The 20,392-nt window shown below is 30.4% G+C and carries 15 protein-coding genes; 7 read left to right on the forward strand and 8 right to left on the reverse strand.

Going from position 1 to position 20,392, the window contains the following annotated elements; all coding sequences use genetic code 11:
• Positions 1-54 precede the first annotated feature (54 nt).
• The 3 genes from UEQ13_RS01905 to UEQ13_RS01915 are packed head-to-tail and all read left to right on the forward strand — an operon-like array spanning position 55 to position 3,529.
• Positions 55-1,347: a glycosyltransferase family 4 protein gene (locus tag UEQ13_RS01905; RefSeq protein ID WP_329804663.1), complete on the forward strand. Its 1,293-nt coding sequence runs from the start codon at positions 55-57 to the stop codon at positions 1,345-1,347.
• A 13-nt stretch (positions 1,348-1,360) separates the two neighbouring features.
• On the forward strand, positions 1,361-2,830 hold the full coding sequence (locus tag UEQ13_RS01910) for an oligosaccharide flippase family protein (RefSeq protein WP_329804664.1): 1,470 nt from the start codon (positions 1,361-1,363) through the stop codon (positions 2,828-2,830).
• A gap of 6 nt (positions 2,831-2,836) precedes the next feature.
• Positions 2,837-3,529 carry a hypothetical protein gene (locus UEQ13_RS01915; RefSeq protein WP_329804665.1) on the forward strand — a complete coding sequence of 231 codons (693 nt, stop codon included), beginning with the start codon at positions 2,837-2,839 and terminating at the stop codon, positions 3,527-3,529.
• 146 nt (positions 3,530-3,675) lie between these two features.
• Here the strand turns inward: UEQ13_RS01915 and UEQ13_RS01920 are convergent, their stop codons facing one another.
• A complete protein-coding gene (locus tag UEQ13_RS01920; RefSeq protein WP_329804666.1) occupies positions 3,676-4,371 on the reverse strand; it encodes a hypothetical protein in 696 nt (231 codons plus the stop codon).
• A 307-nt stretch (positions 4,372-4,678) separates the two neighbouring features.
• Between UEQ13_RS01920 and UEQ13_RS01925 the strand changes: the two genes are divergently transcribed.
• The 3 genes from UEQ13_RS01925 to UEQ13_RS01935 all read left to right on the forward strand — a co-directional run bounded on the left by UEQ13_RS01925 (position 4,679) and on the right by UEQ13_RS01935 (position 9,648).
• Positions 4,679-6,355 (forward strand): M23 family metallopeptidase, encoded by a 1,677-nt coding sequence (locus UEQ13_RS01925; protein WP_329804667.1) that lies wholly within the window; start codon positions 4,679-4,681, stop codon positions 6,353-6,355.
• Between the two features lie 3 nt (positions 6,356-6,358).
• Positions 6,359-8,827 carry a TonB-dependent receptor gene (locus UEQ13_RS01930; protein ID WP_407934644.1) on the forward strand — a complete coding sequence of 823 codons (2,469 nt, stop codon included), beginning with the start codon at positions 6,359-6,361 and terminating at the stop codon, positions 8,825-8,827.
• 128 nt (positions 8,828-8,955) lie between these two features.
• Positions 8,956-9,648, forward strand: coding sequence for a hypothetical protein (locus UEQ13_RS01935; RefSeq protein ID WP_329804669.1), 693 nt, complete (start codon positions 8,956-8,958; stop codon positions 9,646-9,648).
• Positions 9,649-9,749: 101 nt separating this feature from the next.
• On the opposite strand, the gene UEQ13_RS01940 is transcribed toward UEQ13_RS01935, so the two are convergent.
• The 7 genes from UEQ13_RS01940 to UEQ13_RS01970 all read right to left on the reverse strand — a co-directional run bounded on the left by UEQ13_RS01940 (position 9,750) and on the right by UEQ13_RS01970 (position 16,950).
• Entirely contained in the window at positions 9,750-10,451 is a 702-nt protein-coding gene (locus UEQ13_RS01940; RefSeq protein WP_329804670.1) for a hypothetical protein, read from the reverse strand.
• A gap of 102 nt (positions 10,452-10,553) precedes the next feature.
• A complete protein-coding gene (locus tag UEQ13_RS01945) occupies positions 10,554-12,383 on the reverse strand; it encodes an ABC transporter ATP-binding protein (protein WP_329804671.1) in 1,830 nt (609 codons plus the stop codon).
• Complete coding sequence (locus UEQ13_RS01950) at positions 12,383-14,110, reverse strand: phospho-sugar mutase (protein WP_329804672.1); 1,728 nt, start codon at positions 14,108-14,110, stop codon at positions 12,383-12,385. The genes UEQ13_RS01945 and UEQ13_RS01950 overlap by 1 nt, the downstream gene beginning before the upstream one ends.
• A 4-nt stretch (positions 14,111-14,114) precedes the next feature.
• Positions 14,115-14,618 carry an ORF6N domain-containing protein gene (locus UEQ13_RS01955; RefSeq protein ID WP_329804673.1) on the reverse strand — a complete coding sequence of 168 codons (504 nt, stop codon included), beginning with the start codon at positions 14,616-14,618 and terminating at the stop codon, positions 14,115-14,117.
• A gap of 103 nt (positions 14,619-14,721) precedes the next feature.
• The gene (locus UEQ13_RS01960; protein ID WP_329804674.1) at positions 14,722-15,663 is read right to left on the reverse strand and encodes a glycosyltransferase family 2 protein; all 942 of its coding nucleotides are present in this window, start codon (positions 15,661-15,663) and stop codon (positions 14,722-14,724) included.
• Between the two features lie 4 nt (positions 15,664-15,667).
• The gene (locus UEQ13_RS01965) at positions 15,668-16,213 is read right to left on the reverse strand and encodes a DUF4199 domain-containing protein (protein ID WP_329804675.1); all 546 of its coding nucleotides are present in this window, start codon (positions 16,211-16,213) and stop codon (positions 15,668-15,670) included.
• Between the two features lie 53 nt (positions 16,214-16,266).
• Positions 16,267-16,950: a cell division ATP-binding protein FtsE gene (locus UEQ13_RS01970; RefSeq protein ID WP_329804676.1), complete on the reverse strand. Its 684-nt coding sequence runs from the start codon at positions 16,948-16,950 to the stop codon at positions 16,267-16,269.
• 301 nt (positions 16,951-17,251) lie between these two features.
• On the opposite strand from UEQ13_RS01970, the gene UEQ13_RS01975 reads away from it, so the two are divergent.
• The gene (locus tag UEQ13_RS01975) at positions 17,252-20,263 is read left to right on the forward strand and encodes a tetratricopeptide repeat protein (protein WP_329804678.1); all 3,012 of its coding nucleotides are present in this window, start codon (positions 17,252-17,254) and stop codon (positions 20,261-20,263) included.
• Positions 20,264-20,392 lie beyond the last annotated feature (129 nt).

Raw genomic sequence — 20,392 nt, forward strand, 5'->3', positions numbered from 1 at the left:
ATCAAACCTGACAGTCTTCAAAAATTTGTCAGGTTTTATTTTCAACATACTATTTTGAGTTCAAACAAAGTTTTAATTATCACTTATTATTGGCCGCCAGCTGGTGGACCAGGCGTGCAACGTTGGTTGAAGTTTGTAAAATATCTTCCCGATTTTGGTGTAGAACCTATTGTGTATATTCCAGAAAATCCGAGTTATCCTTTAATTGATGAAAAATTACTTTCTGAAGTTTCTGATAAAACAGTTATCCTGAAAAATAAAATCTTTGAACCGTATGCTTTAGCTTCTTTTTTATCGAAAAATAAAACAAAAAAGTTAGGTGCTGGAATCATAACTCAAAAGAAAAAACAATCGTTTATCGAAAAAACCATGCTTTGGATTCGTGGCAACGTGTTCATTCCTGATGCGAGAGTTTTTTGGGTGAATCCTTCAGTCAAATATCTTAAAAAATACATTCAAGAAAACAATATTGAAACCATTATAACGACTGGTCCGCCACATAGTTTACATTTAATTGGTTTAGATTTAAAAAAACAACTCAACGTAAATTGGATTGCCGATTTTCGTGATCCATGGACAACAATTGGTTATCATAAAGAACTAAAATTATCAAAGTGGGCGAGTGCCAAGCACAAAGCTTTGGAAAAAGAAGTCATGAACACTTGTGATACGATTTTAGTCACTTCACCAACCACAAAAACAGAATTTGAAAGTATAACGAATAAGCCAATTGAAGTCATTACCAATGGTTATGATGTAGAGAAAATCGAAAAGAAACCTTTAGACGAAAACTTTACGTTGGCACATATTGGTTCGTTTTTATCGGAAAGAAATCCGCAAATTTTATGGGAATCTTTGTCGGATTTAATTCAAGAAAATGAAGATTTTGCAAAGTTTTTTAAGTTGAAATTAATTGGAGCAGTCAGTAAAGAAGTGTTGCAATCGATTTCAGATTTCAAGTTAGATAATTTTGTACAGAATTTAGGTTATGTTTCACACGAAGAAGCCTTAATACACCAAAGAAGTTCTCAAGTTTTATTACTGATAGAAATTGATTCAGAAGATACGAAATGCATCATTCCAGGAAAACTATTTGAATACATGGTTTCCGAAAGACCCATTTTAGCCATCGGACCAAAAAACTCCGATTTTGAAAACATCATCAAACAGACAAATACAGGAGTTTTTTATCAATATAACGAGAAAAACGAGCTAAAAAATCAAATTTCGACCTATTTTAATCAATATTTAGACAAAAGTCTAAAAGTAAATGCAGTCGGTTTACAACAATTTAGCAGAAAAAGTTTAACTGAAAAGTTGGCGAAACTTTTAACTTCTAACTTCTAACTTCAGACTTAAAATGGGCATCGTAATCAAACAATCTATTAAAAACACCATTGTAACTTTTATTGGTTTTGCAATTGGTGCGATTAATGTTTTGTATATGTATCCAGTTTTTTTGGGTAAAGATTACTTGGGTTTAACCAATTATGTTTTATCTGCAGCTAATATTTTATATCCGATTTTATCTTTCGGAATTCAGAATACTTTAATTAAATTTTTTAACGAGAACAATAAAACGGAAGAAGATTTAAGTAGTTATTTTAGTTATATGCTTTTGTTACCGTTGCTTATAATTATACCGTTTTTCGCTTTGTTTTATGCTTTTTATGAAAATATAGCTTTGTATGAATCGGTAAAAAATAGTATTGTTTACGATTTTGTTTGGGAAATTCCACTAATCGCATTGTTTATTGGGTATTTTGAAATTTTTTATGCTTGGTTGCGTGCACACATGAAATCCGTTTTTGGTTCGTTTGTCAAAGAAGTTTTTGTTCGAATTTTAGTCACCATTTCCCTGTTTGCCGTTTATTTTAAATTCATAACGTTACCACAATTTATTCATTCGTTGGTTATAGTTTACGGGATTAGTTTGTTGGTTATTATTTATTATGCGAATAAAGTCAAACCTATTCAGCTGAATAAGAAATTCCCTAAGAACACAAAATCTATTTTCGTATTTACCATTTTCATTATTTTATCAGCAAGTGTAGCAAATATGTTGTTAGATATTGATAAATACATGATTAATCAATTCTTAAAAATTGAAAACATTGCATTTTATTCTTTAGCGGTTTATTTGGCAATGGTTATTTCCGTTCCACAACGTGCGATGCATCAAATTACGTATCCAATTACAGCTAAATTGATGAGTGAAAATAAATGGAAAGAATTAAATGAATTGTATAAAAAATCTTCTGTAACACTTCAAGTCATTGGTGGTTTAATTTACATTGGAATTTTAGTAAACATTAAGCAATTATATGCACTTTTGCCAGATGAAGGTTATGATCAAGGCTTATTTGTGGTTTTTACTATCGGATTATCTAAATATTTTGATGTGATTTTAGGGAATAATAATTCCATCATTTTTAATTCTAAATATTATAAAGCGGTATTAGTTTTAGGTGTTTTATTAGTATTTGTCATCGTTGGATTAAATTTGATTTTCATACCAAAATATGGCATTGATGGCGCGGCTTTAGCTACTTTAATCGCAATTGGAATGTACAGTTTAGCTAAATTATTATTTGTAGTTTTTAAAATGAAATTATTTCCGTTTACGAAAAACACTATCGTTTCATTTATAATTGCATTAGTTTTATTTTTAGGGTTTTATTTTTGGGAATTTCCTTTTCATCCGATTGTAAATATGGGATTAAAGTCAGTTATCATTTCAGTTTTATACTTGTCTTTACATTATTATTTTAAAGTATCTAGCGATATTAATTTTGTAATTAGAAACGTAATAGAAAAGTTTTTTAAATAGAATGTTATGAATAAATTCTTCTGTTTTGTTTTTTTGAGTTTTATTTTTTCGTGTAAACATATTCAACAATCAAATGAAGATAATATCATTAAGACTGAAACTATAGAAAGTAAATCAGTTAAAATTATCGAACCAAAAAAGGATACTGTTATTTTTAGATCAGATATTGATTGGCAAGAAAACTTTGAATTAACTCATGATATAGATAAAGATTCTATTTGGAATAAACCCGTAAGATTTTATGTTGATAATCCTAATTGTGATAAAACGGCAATTGCATTTTATTTCGGAAAATTCAGACCAAAAGATAATGAAGAAACTGCAAAATTATTACAATTAGTTGTTTCAGATGATATTAATTTAAGGCCTTTTTACAGATGGATTTTAAATAAAACAATTCAAATTCAAGATGGTGCATTAGGAGAATATACAGGTTATCCAGCTAGAAGATACGCCGAAAAATTTCCAAATGAGTTTTTTGAATATATGGATATTGATCCTTTTGGAGAAAAATATTCAGAATGGTATAATTCCATTTTATATAGTGGGATTTATGAAGATGATGTTATTAAAAACCCAGCAATCATTAGAAAAAATCTGATAAAAACAATGCAATCAAATTGTAAAAATTGCAATGAAAATATGTATTCAAGAATTCAGAAGTTTGCTTTAGATTGTTTTCCAAATTCAGAAAAATAAAATCCTTTTGATCCTTTCAATCTGCGTGCAAATCTTTTCACAAAAAAAAGCAAACAAAAAATCCGCCTTTTTTGCGTACCCAACAAAAAAAAATCCCGCTTCGCTTTCACGTTACGGGATTCTTCAATCAATCAACCAACTATAAACTATCCTTTTCTCTCCACAGCATCTTTTTTAACACCATCGATGTCTTCTTTTCTCATTTTTTCTTTGCTACCATCTTTTTTGTAGTAGTAAAAATCACCATCTTCATCATCTCCATAATCATCATCGTCATAATTACCTCCGCTATAACCAGCTGGGCAAGGGTTGTATTGGTAACCGTAATTCATTCCGTTTACAAAACCTGTAACGCCAACTATTTCTCCATGGTAGTTGTAAAATAATCTCATTCCACCAATTCTTGTTAAGGCAAAACTATTGTAAGTCATATAAACACTACCAATTCTTCTTACTCTTCCGTAGTAGTCGTAGTTGACAAAAACATTACCAATACGTCTAACTCTTCCATAGTTGTCGTGCTCAATTTTAATTCCTCTAACACCTCTTTCTTCTATGTTTGTAGTTGGAACACCACCACGTCTTGCAATATAGCTACTGTTTCCAGTGTTGAAATCGAAATCTCCATTCGGAAAAACGTAAAATGAAATGCCTCTTTCTCTAAATTCTATTGGTTCAGCATCTCTATAATCGATAGCATAATAATTGTTATGTCCGTTATGGTGACCGTTTTCGTTTGAATGTCCATTTCCGTTTCCACGTCGGTCAGTTTTTATTTCTTGTGCAAAAGTTGCGTTTAACATTAATATGAAACTGGCAACTAAAAATGTAATTTTTCTCATGATTTCTAAGTTTTAATTGTTAAACATTTTACGAATTGTTTTCGTTAATTAGGTGTTTTCAATTGCTGTGCCAAAGCCGAAAGTAGTGATGATAACGATATGATAACGACTTGTTAATGATTTCTAACACTATGATAATTAGTTGTTTGTTATGTTTGTTTTCCTTTCAGAATTCAAAATTTGTTTTTCAAAATTCGTTGTTCCATTTTTTTTATTAATGTTGAAATTGATTTTTGTACCTGATTTTTGAATTTTGTTTTTGTCATTGTATTTGAATTTAGTATTTTAGCACAAATCTAAAACCACAATGAAAAAGTCGATAGCCATTTTATTAGTATTAGCCAGTCAAGTAATTTTTGCTCAATATCCAAAAGATTATTTCCGATCACCCTTAGATATTCCAATAAATTTATCAGGAACCTTTGGCGAACTCCGCCCGAATCATTTCCATTCCGGATTAGACATTCGAACAAATAACGTGGAAGGTTTACCTGTTTATGCAGCCGCAGATGGAATCATTATCAGAATAAAAGTTTCTGCATTTGGATATGGAAAAGCGTTATACATTGCACATCCAAATGGGTATACTACAGTTTACGGACATCTTCAAAAATTTAGTGATAAAATTGAAGCTTACGTAAAAGAACAACAATACAAACAAAAAAGTTTTGAAGTTGAATTATATCCAAGTACTTTAAAAGTTACACAATCAGAAATTATTGCTTTGTCAGGAAATTCAGGAGGAAGTGGTGGACCCCATTTGCATTTTGAATTTAGAGATACGGCTACTGAAAAAATCATCAATCCGATGGCGTTTGGACTGAGTAAATTAATTAAAGACGAAATGAATCCTGTGATTTCAAGTCTTATGGTATATCCTGTAAACGATTCTACTTCGGTAAATAAAAGTAGAATTCCAGTTAGTTTATCCTTACAAAAACAAGTGGATGGTTCTTTTTTAGCTTCAAAAGTTTATGCCAGTGGGAAAATAGGTTTTGCCCTTAATTCGTATGATTTATCAACCAATAATTACAATAAAAACGGAATTTATAAAGTCGCAACTTATATAAATGGTTCTCCAAATTTTAAATATGAATTTGATTCTTTTGCTTTTGACGAATCGAAGAACATCAATTATTTTATAGATTTTAATCGATATAAAAAACTAAAACAACGTTTCCAGAAATTATTTATTAAGGAAAGTTATCCTTTATCTTTAGTCAGCGGTAATACAAAAAATGGATTTTTAGATATTAAGCCGAATGTAGCTTATACTTATAAAATTGAAGTTTTCGATTTTCACGGAAATAAAACCATTGTAAATGTGCCTATTTCTTATGAAAAAGAAGTAAATCCTACTTCAGTAACTTCAAAAGGAAATTATTCTATAAAAACAAAATCCGATTATAATTTCGAATTCGAAAAAACAGCGGTTTATATTCCTGTAAATGCCTTATATGAAAATGCTTCTTTAAATATTAGTGAAAAAGATGGCGTTTTAGATATTGAAAACAATTACGAAGCCATTCAAAACGGATTAACCGTAACTTTAGATATGTCGCATTTATCTGAAGAAGAACAGAAAAAGGCTTTTGTTGGAACCATTTTAGGTTTGAAATTAGACTATAATTCGTCTTTCAGAAAAGGTAGTAAAGTTTCTTCAAAAGTAAAAGCTTTCGGGAAGTATAAAGTCGGATTTGATAATGTGGCACCACGAATTTACAATCCAAACTTCATTGAAGGCAGCAATATTTCTAAATTAACTACGTTAAGTATATCTATCAGTGATGCAGTTTCCGGAATTGATACGTATAATGCGTATTTAAATGGGGAATGGATTTTAATGGAATACGATTATAAAACGAAAAAATTGGTTCATAATTTAAAAGATGGAAAAGTGATTTCAGGAAAAAACGATATTAAAATTGTGGTTACAGATAAATTAGACAATACAGCCACATTTTCATCCAATTTTATATATTAATTTATGATTTTGAACATAAAGTCAATTCGATTTATTTTATTTTTTGTTTTAATTACTTCTTTCTCGTTCGCACAAAAAGCAAGAATTAAAGGAGTTGTTTTAGATGAAAATAACCAACCTATTGAAAATGTTTCGGTAAGTTCTCCCACTTCAAACACGGTTACGAATATAAATGGTTTTTATATTTTAGAAATTGATGCCAATTCTGAAGTTACTATTACATATTCTCAAAATAACTTCAAAAAATCGACATATAAAGTCAATTTAAAATCGAATGAAGATTTCGAATGGAACCCGATTTTAAGCACAATTAATGAAGTAATTGAAACTGTTGTAATCACAGGTAAAAACAGAAAAATTAACGGCGCAACGGCTGTTTCACCAGTTTTGTTGAGAAGAATTCCTGGAGGAAATGCAGGTGTCGAAAATTTAATTAAAACCTTACCAGGTGTTTATTCTAATAACGAATTGAGTACTTCGTATGCCGTTCGTGGTGGAAATTACGATGAAAACTTAGTGTATGTGAATGAAATTGAAGTGTATCGACCGTTTTTAATTCGCTCTGGACAACAAGAAGGTTTGAGTTTTACGAATACCGATTTAGTACAAAATATCGACTTTTATGCCGGTGGATTTCAAGCAAAATATGGTGATAAATTATCTTCTGTTTTAGATATTGCTTACAGAAATCCGAAATCATTTCATGCTGGTTTAGAAGCGAGTTTGTTAGGTGGAAGTATTTTTGCAGAAGGTGTTTCTAAAAATCAAAAATGGAGTAATATTACAGGTGTAAGATATAGAAACAACTCACTTTTAGTAAAAAGTCAGGAAACGGAAACCAATTTCAGACCTTCATTTTTAGACATACAATCGTTGTTTAATTTTAATTTAAACATCAAATGGAATTTTAGTTTCTTAGGAAATATTGCTCAAAACAATTACAATTATACACCAATTTCTCGTCAAACCAATTTCGGTACAATTAGCGAACCAATTGCTTTGTTAATTCAATATGAAGGACAAGAAAAAGATAAATACACTACCGTTTTCGGTGCGATTAAATCTGTTTACGAACCCAATAAAAACAATAAATACAAATATATTTCTTCTGCTTATCATACCGTAGAACAAGAATATTACGACATATTAGCCCAATATCGTTTGGGTGAAGTAGATGCGAATATTGGTTCGGAAACGTTCGGAGATGTTGTTTTTTCTCGCGGAATTGGTTCGCAATTAAATCATGCTCGAAATAATTTAGATGCCTTAATCGTAACAAATGAAATTAAAGGAAATCATAAATTAAATGATGATAATGCAATTGAGTGGAGTTTCAAGCACAATTTCGAAAACATTAGAGATAGATTAGTAGAATGGGAAGTTGTTGATTCTGCTGGGTTTTCATTGCCAAATCCTTTATTGGATTATGTAAACGATCAACCTTATAATCCGTATTACGGACCGTTAGCGCCTTACCAAAATGTTCGAGCGAAAAACAATACTACAATTAATCGTTTCAATGCTTATTTAAATTGGAATCACGAAGGAAAAATGGGCGAGCATACGTATTATGTAAATGCTGGTGTTCGTGGACAAAGTTGGATGGTTTCTAATAATGGCATTACTGGCGACAATCAGTTTACTTTTTCTCCAAGAGCACAATTTATTTTAAAACCATTGTGGCAAAAAGAAATGATTTTTCGTTTTTCAGTCGGAGTATACAATCAACCACCATTTTATAGAGAATTACGTGGAAATGATGGAAGTGTAAATCCAAACGTAAAAGATCAAAAATCAATTCACTTTGTGTTGGGTCACGATTACAGTTTTAAAATGTGGCAAAGACCTTTTAAGTTAGTGAGTGAAGCCTATTACAAAACAATAAACGATGTAAACACATATACGATTGATAATGTTAGAATTAGATACCGTGCAAACAATGATGCAACGGCTTATGTATACGGAATTGATGGTCGTTTAAATGGAGAATTTGTACCTGGAGTAGAATCTTGGTTTACTTTTGGATACTTAAAAACAGAAGAAAATCAGAATGGAAGAGGAAATATCGCGCGTCCAACAGACCAAAGATTAAAGTTTGCGATTTTGTTTCAAGATTACATGCCAAACATTCCAAGTTTAAAAATGTATTTGAATTTGGTTTACAACACAGGTTTACCAGGTGGCTCACCAGCTTATGCAGATGCTTATGCTTACCAAATGCGTTTGAACGATTACCGTAGAGCGGATGCTGGTTTTTCGTATGTTTTTAAAGATGCAAAATTAGGTGCTCACAGAAAATGGTTGAATAATTTTTCAGAATTTAGTTTAGGTTTTGAAATCTATAATATGTTTAACAATCAGAATTCAATTACGAATACTTGGGTGCGTGATGTATATACGAAAACACAATACGGAGTGCCAAACTATTTAACGACAAGAACGTTTAATTTGAAATTGAGCATGAGGATTTAATATTAGGAACACTGATTTGACAGATTCAACGGATTTATTAATCTTATAAATCTGTGGCGAAAAAATAAAATCTTCTTTAAAAATAAATGATTTAGAATTTAGTATATTTGATACTCAAACCCGAACTTATGAAAAATTATATATATATCATTATTGCTTCAAGTGTGTTGCTTTTTTCTTGTCAAGAAGAAAAAGCCAAACCGAAGGTGAAGTACACGGAAAAAGAAGCAAAATCGCCGCAAAAAGATACCACAAAGTTAGAAGTTGCTGATTTGCCTATTCAATTTGAAGGTTCTAGTGCGTTAGTTTATACTATTGGGAATTTAACACTTGGTGATATCAACAAAAAAGGAAGTTATGAATCCACTTCGTATGAAGGTGTAGCCGGATTTAATGTTTCTAATTCTATGGAAAATGAAATTACTGGATATTTACAGAATTTAAAATTTCAAGCAGTTGGTTCAGATTCCTTACATGTTTTAACTGATAAAGTGATGCTTATTGAACGTGTTTCGTTTATAAAGAGCAATAAAATGTTGGTTTATATTTTGGCTGATGCCGATACGAATCAAGATGGAGTTATTGATTCCAATGATATTAAATCGTTATATACAAGTACGGAATTAGGAAAAAATTTCACAAAAATCTCTACAGATTTACAAGAGTTAGTAGATTGGAAACATATTGAATCTACCAATAAAATTTTCTTCAGAACTATTGAAGATGCCAACAAAAATGGTGAATTTGATAACAAAGACAAAATTCATTATCATTTCTTAAACTTAAAAGATAGTAAGGTTTCGGAGTATTTCCCTTTGTAATTTTCTAAACACATAGTCACATAGGTTTTTTGTTTATGTGAGATTGTATTTATAATAAACATAGCGAGTTTTGCGAAAAACTTCGCGTCTTTGCGGTAAAGCTAAATTAAAATATCACTTTCCAAATCCGATTTTTCAATTTCAATTGTATAATCTAATTTCGAAACCAGTTCAATTACCAGCTTTTTATACCAGTTTTCCGACTTTGGATGGATGTATATTTTCTCAATTAATTGATTCACATCGATATCAATTTTTAATCCATCATTGATTTTAATGTTGTTTTCTGATAAATCGGAGATTATTCTGACTTCTCTTTCATATTGAAAACTTTTTCGTTTAAACATAAATGGGAAAAACATATCGTCAAACGGAATGTATTCTTTTTTGTAGTCGATATAATTCACTTCTCCAATAAATTGGCTGTAATTGATTTCTGGCTTTAACGCTTTTTGCAATCTTCCAATTGTAGATTGAATAGCTAAACCTTCATTGTTTTGTGTAAATATTTGCCACATCGCAAAGGATTCGTATTCGTTAATGTGCCAACTACTGACTACTACTTTTTCACGATGCGATTTGTAATATTGTAAAAATTCGGGATTGTTTTCAGAAAGTTTTTTGATTTCTTCATAAGTAGGTTCTGAAAAGGTGCCTTCGTATTGGTCTTCAAACTTATCAGAACGCGACATAAATAGTTTTCGTGACATCAATAAATCTAAAAATTTCGACAAGTCTAAGTATTTCCAAACAATGGTGTCTGGATCTTCAGGTAACTTAATATTGTCGTTTTTTTTATACATTATCAGATTTCATAGATTTTAGACTTCTTGGATTGTTAGAACTTTAAATCACTTAAAAATTCTAAAGATCTAACTCTCTAACAATCTAACTTGTCTAAATTATTACTCCAAAGATTGTAGCGCAACTAATCTCGCATACGTTCCATTTTTAGCAATCAATTCGGCATGTTTACCTTGTTCTACAATTTCACCTTTTTGCATTACAATAATATTATCTGCTTTTTGAATCGTAGATAAACGGTGCGCAATTACTATAGAAGTTCGGTTTTGCATCATTTTTTCTAAAGCATCTTGAACCAATTTTTCACTTTCGGTATCTAATGCAGAAGTCGCTTCATCTAAAATCATAATTGGTGGATTTTTCAATACTGCTCTGGCAATAGATAAACGTTGTTTTTGTCCACCAGATAATTTTCCACCTGCATCACCAATATTTGTATTAATTCCGTTTGGAAGTGTTGACACAAACTCATAAGCATTGGCAATTTTTAAAGCTTCGATAATTTCTTCATCGCTAGCATCTGGTTTACCAATCAGTAAATTGTTTTTTATCGATTCGTTAAATAAGATAGAATCTTGTGTTACCAAACCAATTAAGCCACGTAATGCATGCATGTCCCAATCTCTAACTTCTACACCATCTACTTCAATTGAACCGTTATTGATGTCGTAAAAACGCGTTAATAAATTGGCAATCGTACTTTTTCCAGAACCCGATTGACCAACTAAAGCAATCGTTTTACCTTTTTCAACTTCAAAAGAAAAGTTTTTTAATACATTTTCATCTTGATACGCAAAATTGATGTTTTTTACAGAAATTCCTTTATCGAAAGTATGTTTTACAAAAGCATTTGGTTTATTAACGACTACATTTTCTTGCTCTAATAAAGTAAAGACTCTTTCAGCTGCAGCCAAACCACTTTTCACTTGATAAGATGCTTTAGATATAGCTTTTGCCGGAGTTAAGATGGTATAAGCTAAACCAATATATGCTATAAACTGAGTTCCTTTGAGTGATTCTTCTTCTAAAACCATAATTCCACCAAACCAAAGTAAAACTGCAATTGTTACAATTCCTAAAAACTCACTCATTGGAGAAGCTAAGTTGTTTTTATTCGCAATACTAGTTGTTAATTTTAATAGTCTTTCTAAAGATTCATTGAATTTATTAATAAATGAACTTTCAGCATTATAACTCTTCACTACTTTTAATCCTGTTAAGGTTTCGTCTAAGGTTGAGATAAATATTCCTTGTTCGTTTTGTGCTCTAACAGATTTAGACTTTAAGTTTTTCCCAATTCTAGATATAATAAATCCAGAAACTGGAATAAACGCAAAAACAAATAATGTCAATTTTACACTTATAGCTAACATTGCGAATATTGAAAAAAGAATTGTTAAAGGTTCTCTCACGACTAATTCTAAAATTTGAAAAAAGGAATTTTGAACTTCTCCCACATCACCCAACATTTTTGTCATTACATCACCTTTTCTTTGATCAGAATAATAGGAGATAGGTAAATGGATAATTTTTGAATATAATTTTTCACGCAAATCTCTTAAAACGCCATTTCTAAGTATTGTAATTTGAAAAGAAGCCAAGTAATTGAATATGTTTTTTAAAAGTGCTGTTACAATTACAATTCCAACTACTAACATTAAAGCATATTGTGCTCCAAAGTCATCGTTTAATTTTGTAATGTAAAAGGCTAAATATTCTTGTCCAAATTTGCTAATATCTGCTATTCCTGTATATTCAGGTTTTTTAATTATGTCTTCAGTTTGTTTAAATAAAACATCTAAAGTCGGTATCATTGATACCATTAAAACAGTTGAGAAAAAAGCATAAAAAACATTAAAAACAACGTTTAATATGGCGTTTTTCTTGTATTTTAATGCAAAAGGAATTATTTTTTTTAAATTCTGGTCCATTAGTTTAATTTCATTTCAGTGATTATGTTCTGAATTTTTGTATCTAAATACTGATTTGCTTCTTCAAAATCATTAGCATCTTCTAAAATAGCGTTGACACTAAAGTAGAATTTAATTTTTGGTTCCGTTCCACTTGGTCTGGCGCAAATTTTTGTGCCATCTTCTAAATAATAAATCAACACATTCGATTTTGGAATGTCTAAATCAAACGTTTCATTGTTTATTAAATCGCGAGCCGTTGTACTTTGATAATCTTCAATACAAACTACACGTTGTCCGTTAATACTTTCCATAGGATTGTCGCGTAAATCTACCATCATTTGATTGATTTCTGCCAAGCCTTCTTTTCCTTTTTTAGTTAAAGATATTAAATGTTCTTTATAAAAAGAGAAATCTAAATATAAGTTAATCAGTTCTTTATATAAGCTACTTCCAGAGGCTTTTGCTTGAGCAGCAATTTCGCAAACTAATAAACAGGCTGCAACTGCATCTTTATCTCTTACGGCATCACCAACCATAAATCCGAAACTTTCTTCTCCACCGCCAATAAATTTCTGATTTGGGAAGTCTTTAATAAATTTTGCAATCCATTTAAAACCTGTTAATCCTACTTTACATTCAATTCCGTAAGCACTTGCTAGATCTAGCATCATTGGAGTAGAAACAATTGTAGAACCAATAAATTCTGTACCTGTGATTTTGTCGGCACGTTTCCATTGTTCTAATAAAAAGGCTGTCATGACTACCATAGTTTGGTTACCATTTAACAACATCATTTTTCCGTTATTATCTCTAACTGCTACACCTAATCGGTCTGAATCTGGGTCTGTTCCTATAACAATATCTGCATTTACTTTATCTGCTAAAGCTAATGCCATTGTTAACGCTTCTGGTTCTTCGGGATTTGGTGATTTTACAGTTGGGAAATTTCCATCAGGAATTTCTTGTTCTTTTACGATATTCACATTCGTATAACCTGCTTTTGCTAAAACAGCAGGAATTGATTTTACAGAAGTTCCGTGTAAAGGTGTAAAAACAATATTTAAGTTTTCTTTGGCTGCTTTTGGTGTATTGAAACTTGCATTTTCTATAGTTGAATTTACAAATGCTTCGTCAATTTCAGTATCAATGTATTCAATTAAGTCTTCGTTGGCTGAGAATTTAATATCGCTATATTTTAATACTTCTATTTCTGCAATAATTTCACCATCTTGAGGTGGCACAATTTGTCCGCCATCTTGCCAATATACTTTGTAACCGTTGTATTCTGGTGGATTGTGCGAAGCTGTTAATACAATTCCTGAATGACAATTTAAATGTTTTAAAGCGAAAGATAACTCTGGAGTTGGTCGCATTTCTGAAAACAAATACACTTTTATTCCATTTGCTGAAAAAATATCTGCCACCACTTTAGCTAAAGTATCGCTGTTTTTTCTACAATCGTAAGCAATAGCGACTTTTAAATCTTCATTTGGAAAACATTTTTTCAAATAATTAGATAAACCTTGTGTATTTTTTCCCAATGTGTATTTGTTGATACGATTGGTTCCAACACCCATAACACCACGCATTCCACCTGTTCCAAACTCCAAGTTTTTATAAAAAGCATCTTCTAAACCTTTTGGGTCGGAAGTCATTAAGTTTTTTATTTCTTCTTGTGTATTTTGGTCGAAAGTAGGCGTAAGCCATTCGTTAACTTGATCTAATATATTTTTTTCTATGTGCATAATCTTATTTTTTATAACCAATTTTAGTTCGGTCTTCTTGTTCTGTTTTTATATCTTCTTTGTTCATTAAATAGTTCAAAATCTTGTAAATCTCAGGAAATTGGTTTTCAATTTCTTTTACTTTTGAAGTTATTTCTTCTAAATTCAGAAGCGAATTTCTTAAAATCACAAAAGTTCGCATAATGGCAATATTTATTTTTATTGCTTTTTCTGATTTTAAAACTCCTGAAAGCATAGCTACTCCTTGTTCTGTGAAAGCGAAAGGCAAATATTTTGTATGTTTTCCTCTTCCATTGTCTAAGGACGCAAATTGCGACCTTAAAGATTTTAATTCATTTTCAGTTAATTCAAACATAAAATCTTCGGGAAATCTTTCGATGTTTCTTTTAACTGCTTCTTTTAATCTTTTTGTTTCCACTTCATAAAGTGTAGCTAAATCATAATCTAACATTACTTTTTGATTACGAATAATGTGAATCTTATTCGTAATAATCTCTAAATTGTTCATTTTGGCGTGTAATTAAGTTATTCTTTAATCTCAATATTTTATTCTTATGGTATCAAATTTTGTGATATCACAATTTCTAAGGTCACAAATTGTGACCTTAAAACTATAATGTCTCCGCTATTTTGTAGCGTTCTTCGTTGCTTTTGGTACGTAAAATAATTTCGCCTAAGAATCCAGCTAAGAACAATTGCGTTCCAATAATCATCGTGGTTAACGCGATATAAAATTCTGGTCTGTTGGTAATTAAACGGGCAGTTGTATGAAAAAATAATTTATCAATTCCCATATATAAGGCTAAAACCAATCCAATGAAAAACATTAAACTTCCTAATAATCCGAAGAAATGCATAGGACGTTTTCCGAATTTTGAAATGAACCAAATCGTAATTAAATCTAAAAATCCGTTAACAAATCTGTCGATACCAAATTTTGAAGTTCCGTATTTTCTAGCTTGGTGAATAACAACTTTTTCGCCAATTTTTGCAAACCCTGCATTTTTGGCTAAAACAGGAATGTAACGGTGCATTTCACCTGAAACTTCTATGTTTTTAATTACTACATTTTTGTAGGCTTTTAATCCGCAATTGAAATCATTTAGTTTTACACCAGAAATTCTTCTTGCTGCCCAATTGAATAATTTAGATGGAATATTTTTGAAAACGACAGAATCGTAACGTTTTTTCTTCCATCCAGAAATCAAATCAAAACCTTGATTTTGAACTAAATCGTACAAGTCTGGAATCTCATCTGGACTATCCTGTAAATCGGCATCCATAGTAATTACTACATCTCCCAAGGCTTTTGCAAAACCAGCGTGTAAGGCTTGACTTTTACCATAATTACGTAAAAACTTAATTCCTTTGATGTTGGAATTGTCTTTTTGTAAGTCTAAAATAGTTTGCCAAGATGCATCTGTACTACCGTCATCTATAAACAATACTTCATAAGAAAAGTTATGACTAGTCATAACTTTCTCAATCCATTTAGATAATTCGGGTAACGATTCTTGTTCGTTTAATAAGGGAATTACTAGTGATATATTCATAATTTTATTCGAAAATTGGCCTTGGTTTTTTAATTATTGCTGCAACTATTAGGGAATGTATAATAGAAATAAAGGAATACATTAATATTGTAACTGGAATAGTAAAGATTGGTTTCAAAGCCATTTTCATCATGTCTACAGACATTTTAACTTGTTCAGAATTCATGTTTTTAAATTTATCTTTACTTATCTCCAAAGTCTTTTCAAAAAGTTCTTCTTTAAATTCAGGAAAAATTAAATCAAAAATAAAATAAAAAATTCCATAAGTCAATGATGCTATAACACCTACAATTACTCCTGTTTTTAATGTCTCACTAATACTAATAAAGCCATCATTAATTTTGTTTTTGAAATAATTAGCTGAAATATAAATGAATATAAATGGTAATAAGAAAAAATTTAAAACATTTATTATTACTCCATAAAAACCATTACTACCGTCAATATTGAATACATAACCTATAATTAATTCGATAATTAATATTAGTCCAAAAATAATTCCATAATTTATAGAAGTTTGATTACTTTTTTTCTTAATAGCTTCGTTCATAATTTTTAGTTTTTAGTTAGTTTGTATTATTAGTATAACATTTGTTAAAAACGTTACACTGATTTTTGTACAACTTCAAAAACTTTACCATCTTCAAATTTTAAGGTTTTTGATGGGTATTTTAATAACAAAGCATAATCATGAGTTGCCATAATTACAGTTTTGCCGTTGGCATTAATTTTTCTTAAAACTTCCATAATTTCAATACTCGTTTGAGGATCTAAATTTCCTGAAGGTTCATCTGCCAAAATTAATTCTGGATCATTCAATAAAGCTCTTGCAATAGCAACACGTTGTTGTTCACCACCAGAAAGTTGATGTGGCATTTTGCTGGCGAAATTCCCCATTCCAACTCGGTCTAAAACTTCTTGAATTTGATTGTTCATTTCAACAGCATCAACCCAACCTGTAGCTTTTAAAACAAAAAGTAGATTTTCTTTAATATTTCTGTCAGATAATAATTTAAAATCTTGAAAAACGATTCCAATTTTTCTTCTTAAATACGGAATATCTTTTTCTTTAAGTGTGTTTAAATCGTAATCAACTATAGTTCCTTCGCCTTCTTTTAAAGGTAAATCGGCGTAAAGTACTTTCATAATACTACTTTTACCAGAACCTGTTTTTCCAATAAAATATAAAAATTCTCCTTTTTGAACTTCTAAATTAATATCAGATAATATTAAATTGTTTTCTTGATATATAGAAACGTTTTTTAGTGATAAAATCGTTTGGCTCATAATTACTTAATTAATGTGTAAAAATATAAACATTTCACGGCTAAACAAAATTATTGAACTAAATAATAAGTGCAATGATAAAAAAATAAATTTCAGCTACGAATTATCGAATTTATTATAGTTGCGATTCGATTTAATTCTAATTATCATCGTAAAGGAACAAATTTTATTTCTGATTGAAAAGTATAATTTGCGAATTCGTGGCAAATGTATTTTTAGTTTCAATTACAATATTTAAGATAATTTTTACGTTTATAGTCATATCGATTTGATATATTTGAACTTTAAAAAGTATTCAACTATGAAAATTTTATCAAAAATATTCTTACTTCTAATTTTTGTTGCACAAATAGCTGTTGCTCAGCAATCTGCAGTTTATACAGACTCAAATCAAGATTATAATAAAGCTGTTCAATTATACAAAGAGAATCAATTTCAAGCTTCTCAAATTTTATTTGATAAGGTAAAAAGCACTTCAATTTCAGAAGAAATTTTATCTGATTGTGATTATTACATTGCAAATTGTGCGATAAAAACCAATCAATCTGGAGCAGATGCTTTGATGGAAGCTTTTATAGAAAATCATCCGACAAGTACGAAAAGAAATTCGGCTTATTTGGAAGTGGCACAATTTTATTTTGCGGAAGGTAATTACACACAATCGTTAAAATGGTACGAAAACATTCACGAACCAGATTTATCCGCTTCAGATTTTGAAAAAGCGAATTTTCAACGTGGTTATGCGAGTTTTTCCACTAAAAATAATAAAGACGCTTCAAAATATTTGAATAAAGTTGCGAATTCTAAGGAATACGGAAACCAAGCTAAATATTATTTAGGGTATTTGGCTTACGAAGGTGATAAATACGAAGAAGCGAATGAACTTTTCGGACAAGTTTCTGACCAAGATAAGTACAAAGAAAAAATGGGTTACTTTCAGGCAGATATGAATTTCAAATTAGGAAATTTTCAAAAAGCTATAGATTTAGGAGAACCACAGTTAAAAAAATCTTCAGCTTTAGAAAAAAGTGAATTGTCTAAAATTATCGGAGAAAGTTATTTCAATTTAAAAAAATACGACAAAGCTTTACCTTATTTACAAGCTTACAGAGGTAAAAACGGAAAATGGACGAATACAGATTATTATCAGTTAGGTTACGCTTTTTATCAACAAAAAGAGTATGAAAAAGCCATTACGCAATTCAATAAAATTATTGAAGGAAACGATTTTGTAGCGCAAAATGCTTATTATCATTTAGCAGAAAGTTATTTGAATACAGATAAAAAACAACAAGCTTTAAACGCTTTCAAAACGGCTTCTGAAATGACTTTTGATACTAAAATTCAAGAAGATGCGGCATTAAATTATACGAAATTGAGCTACGAAATTGGAAATCCATATGTTTCAACTCCAGAAATTCTGAAAACGTTTATGGATAAATATCCTGCGAATTTGAATAATTCAGAATTGAAAAGTTTATTGATTAATTCGTACATCACCTCAAAAAATTATACCGAAGCATTGGTTTTATTGGAAAAAAATAAAACTCCAGAAAACAAAGCCGCATATCAAAAAGTGGCTTTTTATAGAGGTTTGGAAGTCTATACGGATGGAAAATATCAAGACGCTTATGTGTTATTTAAAAAATCATTAACAGAGAATAAAGATTCTAAAATTACAGCAAGAGCTACTTTTTGGAAAGGGGAATGTGAATACAGTTTAGATCAATTTTCAGAAGCGGTTTTAACCTACAAACAATTTTTAAATAACGCTTCGGCAAGTGAAACTCCGGAAAACAAAACGGTGAATTATAACTTGGCTTATTCGTATTTTAAAATTAAAGAATACGAAAATGCCATTCCGTATTTCAATACTTACATTACGAATTCAAAAGAGGATAAAAACCGATTGACAGATGCGTATTTGCGTTTGGCAGATTGTAATTACATTTCGTCAAAGTATTGGCCAGCAATGGATGCCTACAATAAAGCGATTGAACTAAAATGTGTAGATGCCGATTATGCGGCTTTCCAAAAAGGGATGAGCTACGGATTTGTGAATAAAAATGATAAGAAAATTGAAGATTTAAACAAGTTTGTTACAACTTATAAAACGTCACAATATTTAGATGATGCTTTATATGAATTGGCAAATACATATACTGCTGAAGAAATGAATGATAAAGCGATTTCGACATTCGATAACTTAATCAACAATAATAAAAACAGTGCGTATGTTGCCAAATCAATCTTAAAACAAGGATTGATTTATTACAACACAGACAAAGATGATGCGGCGATTGTAAAATTTAAAAAAGTAGTGGCTGAATTTCCAAATTCTCCAGAATCTTTAGAAGCTGTTGAAACTGCTAAAAGTATTTACAAAGCCAATGGAAATGTTGCAGAATATGCTGCTTGGGTAAAAACGCTTTCTTTCGTTGAAGTAACCGATGCTGAATTAGATAACGACATGTACGAATCGGCAGAAAAGCAATATTTAGCTAATAGTCCGAAAAAAGCGGTTGATGGTTTTAACAGTTATTTGGGGCAATTTCCAAATGGATTACACGCTTTAAAAGTGCATTTCTATCTAGCGCAATTATATTTTGCTGATAAATTAGAGAAAAACGCGATTCCACATTACGATTATGTAATTGGTCAAGCCCGAAGCGAATTTACAGAACAAGCTTTAGTTCGATTATCAGAAATTCATTTGAAAGACAAAAACTGTGATTTAGCAATTTCTGTATTAAAACAATTAGAAGCGATTGCAGAATTTCCTCAAAATACCACTTTCGCACAAGCTAATTTAATGAAGTGTTATTACGAAAAACAAGATTTTGCTAATTCTGAGATTTATGCTGATAAAGTGTTGAAAAATCCAAAAATGGATGATAAAATTAAAAGTGATGCACAAATTATTATCGCACGTTCAGCTATAAAAACTAATAACGATGCTAAAGCAAAAGAAGCATACGCCAAATTACAAAAAATCGCAAAAGGAGAATTAGCGGCTGAAGCCTTGTATTACGATGCGTATTTTAAAAATAAAGAAGGAAAATTTGATGCGTCAAACAAAGCCGTTGAAAAATATTCAAGTACTTATTCTGGTTATAAATATTTCGGTGCGAAAAGTTTAGTCTTAATGGCAAAAAACTATTATGGATTAAAAGATAGTTTCCAAGCCACAGAAATTTTACAAAGCATCATCGACAATTTTACAGAATTTCCAGATGTAGTTACAGAATGTCAAACGGAATTGGATAAAATCAAAGCGGAAGAAGCGAAAACGAATTCGTCAGTAACGAAGTAAGTTTAAAAGTTTATTGAGGTTTAAAAGTTTAAAAGGTTTTGCGGAAACGTGTTTCGTGAAATTTCAATTAAAATATAAAATAATTTTGCGAAGCTTCGTGTTTACTCTGTGAAGCTCTGTGTAATAAAT

The sequence above is a fragment of the Flavobacterium facile genome, from assembly GCF_036321945.1.
Classification (GTDB): Bacteria; Bacteroidota; Bacteroidia; order Flavobacteriales; family Flavobacteriaceae; genus Flavobacterium; species Flavobacterium facile.